This window comes from Paraburkholderia sp. (genome assembly GCF_034668105.1).
Lineage (GTDB): Bacteria > Pseudomonadota > Gammaproteobacteria > Burkholderiales > Burkholderiaceae > Paraburkholderia.
In genome coordinates this window covers 1-8,610 of record NZ_JAXDPY010000448.1, presented here as the reverse complement: position 1 = coordinate 8,610, position 8,610 = coordinate 1, and the positions used below count along the sequence as shown (strand labels likewise).

Here is an 8,610-nt window from a genome sequence, read left to right as displayed (position 1 = left end):
CCAGGCGATATCGCCGATAGGCGTTCAATGAGCCCGTAGGAAACGACACCTAGGTGCCGCATACGTACAACGTGAGCGTGCAATAAGCCCTGCATGGGCGGCACATGCAGCCATGCACACCATGCCTGTGCCCATCATCCATTGAACTTTGCCGCGGCACCCGAGCCGAAGCACGCAGAAACCGCCCGAAACACGTGAAAAAAGTTGCGAAAGCGCGCTCAAAAAGTGCGTGATTGCTAGGGTAGTCTCACGGCATTAGAATGTTCTGCATTCCCGTCACCGACCACGCCCGAGGCGAGCCCGCTTGATCCTTTACGAGTATCCCTTCAACGAGCGAATCCGGACGCTATTGCGCCTCGAAGATCTGTTCGAGCGCTTCACGTTCTTTCTGACTCAGGAAGACGCCAGGGAACATCACGTCGCACTGACCACCCTGTTCGAAATCTCAGAGGTAGCGGGTCGCGCGGATCTTAAGTCCGATCTGATGAAGGAACTCGAGCGCCAACGGCAAACACTGGCGCCGTTCCGCGGCAATCCGGGCATCGAGCAGAACGCCCTGGAGGCCGTACTCGGGGAAATCGAACAGACCCTGGCTGGGCTTTCGCAGATGCAGGGCAAGACCGGCCAGCATCTGGCCGACAATGAGTGGCTGGCCAGCATCCGCAGCCGCGCGATCATCCCGGGCGGCACCTGCAAGTTCGATTTGCCTTCGTACTACGCATGGCAGCAGATCCATCCGGATCAGCGCCGGCAGGACATCGCCAAATGGGTCACGCCACTGCTGCCGTTGCGCGACGCGGCAACCATCGTGCTGCGTCTCGCGCGCGAATCGGGTCAGGCCTCCAAGGTCATGGCAATGCAGGGCAGCTATCAGCAGATGCTATCAGGCCGGTCCTATCAGTTGATGCAGGTACGGGTGGCCCCTGAATTGCGGGTGATTCCCGAGGCGAGCGCTAACAAGTACATGCTGTGGGTGCGCTTCACGGTGCAGGACGGCGATTTACGTCCGCGCGCAGTCGATGTCGACGTTCCGTTCCAGCTCACGCTTTGCAGCCTGTAACTCGGGCTGTAGCGCCCGCATCGTCGAAAGCAGGCTGTAACCGCCCGCATTGCAGAACTGAGTCGCCGGGCCACGCGCCTTTAAAGCGGCGAAAAATGCCCTTATATTCGTTACTTGTTCCGTTTCCGATTGACTGCCTGACCGTATGCCTACTGTCGTCAAATGCCCCACTTGCGGAAAGGACGTCCGCTGGACCCCTGAAAGCCGCTTTCGCCCGTTCTGCTCCGAACGCTGCAAGCAGATCGACCTCGGTGCCTGGGCCACTGAGAAGTACAAGATAGGCGGCACAGATGAAGAAGCGCCGTCGGATGAATCGCCGAGTGGGGATTACAACCCGCATTGAGCGCTGCGGGCTGTGGACGCACGCAGCGGTGCGAATAGGCCGTGCTTGAGTATGGTTGACTGGAGCGCGGCACGGCGCTCCTTCCGCAGCGCCGCACACACCCGCGTACTATTTTTCTAGTTTTTTTCAGCCGCGAGCCATTCCAGCACGGGAATCGTCGCCGGCAATAACGGCGAGACATCCGCCGGCAGCGTCTGCCAGACAAATGCCTGACCTTCGCGGCCGTGCGGCTCGCCGGTCCACTCCGTCACCTTGCAGAAGAACAGCCGCACATAGGCGTGCGGGTAATCGTGTTCGAGCGTGTGCCAAAGATGGCTCGACTTGACCTCGATACCCAGCTCCTCGTGCAACTCGCGGGCCAGCGCGGCCTCGACCGACTCGCCCGCCTCCAGCTTGCCGCCCGGAAACTCCCAGTACCCTTCGTACGGCTTGCCTGCCGGGCGCTGCGCCAGCAGATATCGCCCGTCCGGCTGAATCAGCACGCCGACGGCCACCTCCGTGACCTTGCGGCCGTCGGCATTCGTCTGCGTGTCGCTCATGCGGGGGTTTTCCGGCCGGACCAGTCGCGCGCGAACTGCCACGCGACCCGCCCTGAGCGCGAACCGCGTTCCAGCGCCCACACCAGGGCGTCGCCACGCGCGGCTTCCACTTCTGTGTCATCGCAGCCGAAATGCCGCAGCCAGTGGCCGATGATCGACAGATAGTCGTCCTGCTTGAACGGATAGAAGCTGACCCACAGCCCGAAGCGCTCGGACAACGAGATCTTTTCTTCGACCAGTTCGCCCGGGTGGATCTCGCCGTCGGACGTATGCTTGTAAGTCTCGTTGTCGCTCATGTACTCGGGCAGCAGATGGCGGCGATTCGACGTTGCGTAGATCAGCACATTGTCCGACTGGGCAGCGATCGAGCCGTCCAGCGCAACCTTCAGCGCCTTGTAGCCCGACTCGCCGTCTTCGAACGAGAGGTCGTCGCAGAACACCACGAAGCGCTCCGGCCGCTGCGCGATCAGATCGACGATGTCGCCGAGATCGTGCAAATCGTCTTTATCCACTTCGATCAGGCGCAAGCCGTCTTTCGCATAGGCATTCAGGCACGCCTTGATCAGCGACGACTTGCCCGTGCCACGCGCACCCGTCAGCAGCACGTTGTTGGCCGGCTGTTTATGCACGAATTGACGCGTATTCTGCTCGATCAACCCTTTCTGGCGATCGATGTTTTGCAGATCGTCGAGCGTAATCGACGAGATAGCGGGAACCGGTTGCAGATAGCCGCGCCCCTGGCGCTTGCGCCAGCGAAAGGCAACCGCCGCCGACCAGTCGATCTGCGGTGCAGCTGGCGGAAGCATTGCTTCGAGGCGGACGAGCACGGCTTCGGCCCGGGTCAGAAATTGTTCGAGTTTATCCATGGCAGTGAGGTAAGCGGCCAGAAAGCCGCGTCAAAACCCTAATGAGGAACCTGTTTACGAACGATAGTCGGCGTTGATGCTCACGTAGTCGTGCGACAGATCGCAAGTCCAGATCGTGGCTTGCGCATTGCCGCGGCCGAGTACGACGCGAATGCCGATCTCGCTCTTTTTCATGACGCGCTGGCCGTCTTCCTCACGGTAGGCCGGATTGCGGCCACCGGCGGTGGCGACCAGCACGTCGTCCAGATACAGATCGATCTTGCCGACGTCGAGATCGTCCACGCCGGCATAGCCGATGGCCGCAAGAATGCGGCCGAGATTCGGGTCCGATGCGTAGAAGGCCGTCTTCACGAGCGGCGAGTGGCCGATCGCATACGCGATCTGGCGGCATTCGCCGACGCTCGAGCCGCCTTCGACATGCACGGTCATGAATTTGGTCGCGCCTTCGCCGTCGCGCACGATCAGTTGCGCGAGGGCCTGGGCGACGTCGGTCACCGCGTCGCGCAGCGCTGCATAAGCGGGCGAATCGGTGGACGTGATCGCCGGCAGGCTCGATTTGCCCGAGGCGATCAGGATGAAGGAATCGTTGGTCGACGTATCGCCGTCGATTGTGATGCAGTTGAACGAGCGGTCCGCCACGTGCTTGACCAGCGCGTCGAGCACCGGTTGCGCGACAGCGGCGTCGAACGCGAGGAAGCCGAGCATGGTCGCCATATTCGGCTTGATCATGCCCGCGCCCTTGCTGATGCCGGTGAGCGTGACCGTGTGACCCTCGACCGTGACCTGGCGCGAGACGGCCTTCGGCAACGTGTCCGTGGTCATGATCGCCTGAGCGGCGTCGTACCAGTTGGCTTCCTTGCGGTTCGCCAGCGCGGCCGGCAAACCCGCCTTCAAACGATCGACCGGCAGCGGTTCCAGAATTACGCCCGTTGAAAACGGCAGGACCTGTTCCGGCGTGATGTCCGCGAGACGCGCGAGTTCGACGCAGGTTTCGCGCGCCGCGACGAGGCCCGGTTCGCCGGTGCCCGCGTTCGCGTTGCCGGTGTTGATCACCAACGCACGGATCGGCGCGCCGCCCGCGCGCACGCGCGCCAGGTTTTCACGGCACACCGTGACGGGCGCGGCGCAAAAACGGTTCTGCGTGAACACGCCGCCTACCGTGGCGCCAACGCCTACGGAAATGACCAGCACGTCCTTGCGGTTCGGCTTGCGGATATTCGCCTCCGCCCAGCCCAGCGTGACGCCGGCGACAGGGTGGAGTTGAGCGGGATCGATCGAGGGGAAATTGACAGCCATGGTCGCGACCTGTCGAAGAAAATGCCGGCGGGCGCCGGCATTGAGGAAACGGAAACTGGTAGCTCGGGCGTATGCCGAACTGCCGCGAAATCAACAGCAAAGCATCACGCAAAACGAAGCGGCGCGCTTGGAAGCGCGCCGCCTTGGCATTACGCAATCTTGCCGTGGCACTGCTTGTACTTCTTGCCGCTGCCGCACGGGCACGGGTCGTTACGGCCGACCTTCGGCACGCTATCCGCGCTCACGTCCGATGCGACGGCATGCGACGAACCGTGGCTCATCGCATCGCCGATCATCGCGGCGGTGGCCACTTCCGCGGCGGCAGGCGCTGCCGCCGCTGCGGCCGCCGCTTCGGCGAATTCGGCGTGACGGAACTCGACGTGTTCGAGGTGGTTGCCCTGCTCTTCGTACTGCTCGGTAGCCTGTTCCAGCTGTTCCGGCGACTGGATCTGCACGTTCATCACCACACGGGTGACTTCGAGCTTCACGGCATCGAGCATTGCGGCGAACAGTTCGAATGCCTCCCGCTTGTACTCCTGCTTCGGATTCTTCTGCGCATAACCGCGCAGATGGATACCCTGGCGCAGATGATCGAGCGCGGCCAGATGTTCACGCCAGCTGCGGTCGAGTGTTTGCAGCATGATCGAACGTTCGAACGCGCTGAACGATTCGCGGCCGACCTGTTCGACCTTCGATTCATAGGCTTCGTCCGCAGCGGCTTCAACGGCTTCGAGAATTTCGTCCGAGCTGATCGAATTCGACTCGTTGATCATTTCCTGAATCGCGAGGTCGAGCTGCCATTCGTTGCGCAGCACTTCCTCGAGTTCGGGCACGTCCCACTGCTCTTCGATGCTGCCGGCCGGCACGAACTGGTGAACGATATCGGCGATCACGCCGTGGCGCATCGCGCCGATGGTTTCGGTGATGTCGTTCGCTTCGAGCAATTCGTTGCGCTGCTGGTAAATCACCTTGCGCTGATCGTTCGACACGTCGTCGTATTCGAGCAATTGCTTGCGAACGTCGAAGTTGCGCGCTTCCACCTTGCGCTGCGCCGATTCGATCGAACGCGACACGATGCCCGCCTCGATCGCCTCGCCTTCCGGCATCTTCAGGCGGTCCATGATCGCGCGCACGCGATCGCCCGCGAAAATGCGCAGCAGCGGATCTTCCAGCGACAGATAGAAGCGCGACGAACCGGGGTCGCCCTGACGGCCGGCACGGCCGCGCAACTGGTTGTCGATCCGGCGCGATTCATGACGCTCAGTGCCGATGATGTGCAGACCGCCCGCGGCCTTCACCTGATCGTGCAACGCTTGCCATTCGTCGTGCAGCTTCTGGATCCGGCTTTGCTTCTCTGCGTCGGAAAGCGTTTCGTCCTGTTCGAGGAACGACGCCTGCTTTTCCGCATTGCCGCCGAGCACGATGTCGGTACCGCGACCCGCCATGTTGGTTGCGATCGTGACACGCTTCGGACGGCCCGCTTCGGCGACGATCTCGGCTTCACGCGCGTGCTGCTTCGCGTTCAGCACTTCGTGCGGCAAACCGGCCTGCTTCAGCAGATGCGACAGCAGTTCCGAGTTTTCGATCGACGTGGTGCCGACCAGCACGGGCTGACCGCGCTCGTAGCAATCGCGGATGTCGCGGATCACCGCGTCATAGCGTTCCTTGGCGGTCTTGTAGATCTGATCCTGCTTGTCGATCCGCTTAGGCGGACGGTTGGTCGGGATCACGACCGTTTCGAGACCGTAGATCTCGTTGAATTCGTACGCTTCGGTATCGGCCGTGCCGGTCATGCCGGACAGCTTGGCGTACATGCGGAAATAGTTCTGGAACGTGATCGACGCAAGCGTCTGGTTCTCGCTCTGGATCTTGACGTGTTCCTTGGCCTCGACAGCCTGGTGCAAGCCATCCGACCAGCGGCGGCCCGACATCAGACGACCGGTGAATTCGTCGACGATCACCACTTCGCCGTTTTGCACCACGTAATGCTGATCCTTGAAGAACAGCGTGTGCGCGCGCAATGCGGCGTACACGTGGTGCATCAACGTGATGTTCTGCGGCGCGTAAAGGCTTTCGCCCTCGCCGATCAGGCCCCACTCGGCGAGCAGGCGCTCGGCCTTTTCGTGGCCCGATTCCGTCAGGAAGACCTGGCGGCCTTTCTCGTCCAGCGTGTAATCGCCCGGCTTCTCGACCCCGGTGCCATCCGCTTTCTCTTCGCCGATCTGACGTTCGAGCAGCGGCGGCAGCGCATTCATGCGCACGTAGAGTTCGGTGTGATCTTCGGCCTGGCCGGAAATGATCAGCGGCGTACGGGCTTCGTCGATCAGGATCGAGTCGACCTCGTCGACCACCGCGAAATTCAGGGCTCGCTGCACGCGCGCGTCGGTCTCGTAGACCATGTTGTCGCGCAGGTAGTCGAAGCCGAATTCGTTGTTGGTGCCGTACGTGATGTCAGCGGCGTACGCTTCCTGCTTCGCGCCATGATCCATCTGCGACAGGTTGATGCCGACCGACAAACCCAGGAAGTTGTACAGACGCGCCATCCATTCGGCGTCGCGCTGGGCCAGGTAGTCGTTGACCGTGACGACGTGCACACCGCGGCCCGACAACGCATTCAGGTACACCGGCAGCGTAGCGACGAGCGTTTTACCTTCGCCGGTGCGCATTTCGCCGATCTTGCCGTAATGCAGGACCATGCCGCCGATCAGCTGCACGTCGAAGTGGCGCATTTTCAGCACCCGCTTGCTGGCCTCGCGACACACCGCGAAGGCCTCCGGCAGGAGCTTGTCGAGCGACTCGCCGCTCGCGACGCGCTGGCGGAATTCACCCGTTTTGGCGCGCAGTTGATCGTCCGTCAATTGCTCGATCTGCGGTTCGAGCGCATTGATCGCCGTGACGGTCTTTTGATATTGCTTGACTAGCCGCTGGTTGCGGCTGCCAAAAATCTTCTGTAGAAAACCGGTGGTCATCGGATCGGTGTCTGCGTCGCGGCTTCGGCTGGTTCGCGGCGTGCGGCTGATGCACGTGCGCTCCGGGGTCGGAAGGGCCTCGGCGGCTTAGTCCAAGAGTGAATTCGAATCGGGCATTTTAGCACGCCCCCCGCCCGCGCCTGTGTCAGCAACGAGACGGCGGCACGGCACGGGAGGCCCGCCCCAGCGACCTTTGACGGTACGCATTGAGGCAGGTCCGCGTGCATCCCGCGCGGTACAATCGCGGCGTGAACGCGCATCGGGTGCGAACACGCCGTCACGATCAAACATGAGCCGCATTCCGTCTTTTTCAAGGCCGCCGCCCAAGCAGTTCAACGCGCGCCGCCCGCAGCCCGTTGCCGAAGTGCTCAATCGCACCGACGCGTTCGTGGCCCTGCGCGCGGGCGTCGAGCAGATTGCGGCGCTCGAAAAAGATCTGCGCGCTTTGTTGCCCGACTATCTGGCGACCAGCGTGGAGCCGAGCTTCATCAAGGAAGGCGTACTGGCCCTGTTTGCCGGGCACAACGCGCTGGCCGCACGCCTGCGCCAGATTGAGCCGCGCTTGCTGGCGGATCTGCAGCAGCGCGGCTGGCCGGTCAATGCGTTGCGGATTCGCGTGCGGCCCCAGCCTTTGAAGGAGCCTCCACCTGTCAAGCAGGCGCGCATGACGCCGGTCGGCGCGGACGCATTGCATGCGCTCTCCGAATCGCTCGCGCCCTCGCCGCTGCAGGAAGCTTTGGCGAAAATGGCAGCGCGGCATCGGAGAAATCGCTGAACAAAAAATAAGCGGCCCAGTGGGGCCGCTTATTTTTCATCCATTCGCTTCGGACGAATCATCCGAAGCTGCTACGCAAATCACGCAAACGCCGTTTGCGTTTCGTACGCGAAGCCACGCGGCGCCTTCTGCGTGTCCTCGAACGTGACGACTTCGTACGAATCCTCATGCGCCAGCAACTCGCGCAGCAGCGCGTTGTTCAGTCCGTGGCCCGACTTGTACGCCGTGTACGATGCCAGCAACGGATGACCCACCACGTACAGATCGCCGATCGCGTCGAGCATCTTGTGCTTCACGAATTCGTCGTCATACCTCAGGCCGTCGTTATTCAGAATGCGGTATTCGTCGAGCACGATGGCGTTATCCATGCTGCCGCCGCGCGCCAAACCGAGTTCGCGCATCATTTCCACTTCATGCGCAAAGCCGAACGTCCGCGCACGGGCGATTTCCCGCACATACGACGTATTGGCAAAATCCACTTCCAGCGCCTGGCCGGTTTTATCCACAGCCGGGTGACGGAAATCGATGGTGAATTTGAGCTTGAAACCGAAATACGGATCGAGACGCGCGAATTTATCGCCGTCGCGAATTTCAACCGGCTTGGTGACTTTGATGAATTTCTTCGGCGCGTTCTGTTCTTCAATTCCGGCCGACTGAATCAGAAACACGAACGAACCCGCACTGCCGTCCATGATCGGAATTTCTTCAGCCGTCACGTCGATATAAAGATTATCGATACCGAGGCCTGCGCATGCGGACATC

General features: G+C 61.6%; 8 protein-coding genes and 1 pseudogene. 4 read left to right on the top strand and 5 right to left on the bottom strand.

Annotated elements, in window-relative coordinates:
* The first annotated feature begins 304 nt into the window (after positions 1-304).
* Complete coding sequence (zapD, locus tag QOC89_RS20170; RefSeq protein WP_091798841.1) at positions 305-1,060, top strand: cell division protein ZapD; 756 nt, start codon at positions 305-307, stop codon at positions 1,058-1,060.
* A gap of 145 nt (positions 1,061-1,205) precedes the next feature.
* Positions 1,206-1,403 (top strand): DNA gyrase inhibitor YacG, encoded by a 198-nt coding sequence (gene yacG, locus QOC89_RS20165; RefSeq protein WP_323046636.1) that lies wholly within the window; start codon positions 1,206-1,208, stop codon positions 1,401-1,403.
* Between the two features lie 116 nt (positions 1,404-1,519).
* Here the strand turns inward: yacG and mutT are convergent, their stop codons facing one another.
* From mutT to argJ, 3 genes are read right to left on the bottom strand one after another with little or no spacing between them, the layout of a single operon-like run.
* Positions 1,520-1,942, bottom strand: coding sequence for an 8-oxo-dGTP diphosphatase MutT (gene mutT / locus QOC89_RS20160; protein ID WP_179734546.1), 423 nt, complete (start codon positions 1,940-1,942; stop codon positions 1,520-1,522).
* On the bottom strand, positions 1,939-2,808 hold the full coding sequence (locus QOC89_RS20155; protein WP_323046635.1) for an ATP-binding protein: 870 nt from the start codon (positions 2,806-2,808) through the stop codon (positions 1,939-1,941). The genes mutT and QOC89_RS20155 overlap by 4 nt, the downstream gene beginning before the upstream one ends.
* Positions 2,809-2,862: 54 nt before the next feature.
* Entirely contained in the window at positions 2,863-4,104 is a 1,242-nt protein-coding gene (gene argJ, locus QOC89_RS20150) for a bifunctional glutamate N-acetyltransferase/amino-acid acetyltransferase ArgJ (RefSeq protein ID WP_323046634.1), read from the bottom strand.
* On the opposite strand from argJ, the pseudogene QOC89_RS31925 reads away from it, so the two are divergent.
* Positions 4,103-4,294, top strand: a pseudogene (locus QOC89_RS31925) (hypothetical protein); the annotation flags it as partial. The gene argJ and the pseudogene QOC89_RS31925 overlap by 2 nt on opposite strands.
* Here the strand turns inward: QOC89_RS31925 and secA are convergent.
* Positions 4,254-7,073, bottom strand: coding sequence for a preprotein translocase subunit SecA (secA, locus tag QOC89_RS20145; protein WP_323046633.1), 2,820 nt, complete (start codon positions 7,071-7,073; stop codon positions 4,254-4,256). The pseudogene QOC89_RS31925 and the gene secA overlap by 41 nt on opposite strands.
* A gap of 289 nt (positions 7,074-7,362) precedes the next feature.
* Here secA and QOC89_RS20140 point away from each other — a divergent pair, with 289 nt between their 5' ends.
* Positions 7,363-7,848 (top strand): DciA family protein, encoded by a 486-nt coding sequence (locus QOC89_RS20140; RefSeq protein WP_323046632.1) that lies wholly within the window; start codon positions 7,363-7,365, stop codon positions 7,846-7,848.
* Positions 7,849-7,928: 80 nt separating this feature from the next.
* Here the strand turns inward: QOC89_RS20140 and lpxC are convergent.
* Positions 7,929-8,610, bottom strand: a 682-nt coding sequence (lpxC, locus tag QOC89_RS20135) for a UDP-3-O-acyl-N-acetylglucosamine deacetylase (RefSeq protein ID WP_323046631.1), incomplete at its 5' end; no start/stop codon positions are given.

Bases quoted from the DNA above. Each gene is read 5' to 3' on its own strand.
- yacG (WP_323046636.1), top strand. From the start codon at position 1,206: ATGCCTACTGTCGTCAAATGCCCCACTTGCGGAAAGGACGTCCGCTGG.
- mutT (WP_179734546.1), bottom strand. From the start codon at position 1,942: ATGAGCGACACGCAGACGAATGCCGACGGCCGCAAGGTCACGGAGGTG.
- QOC89_RS20155 (WP_323046635.1), bottom strand. From the start codon at position 2,808: ATGGATAAACTCGAACAATTTCTGACCCGGGCCGAAGCCGTGCTCGTC.
- argJ (WP_323046634.1), bottom strand. From the start codon at position 4,104: ATGGCTGTCAATTTCCCCTCGATCGATCCCGCTCAACTCCACCCTGTC.
- secA (WP_323046633.1), bottom strand. From the start codon at position 7,073: ATGACCACCGGTTTTCTACAGAAGATTTTTGGCAGCCGCAACCAGCGG.
- QOC89_RS20140 (WP_323046632.1), top strand. From the start codon at position 7,363: ATGAGCCGCATTCCGTCTTTTTCAAGGCCGCCGCCCAAGCAGTTCAAC.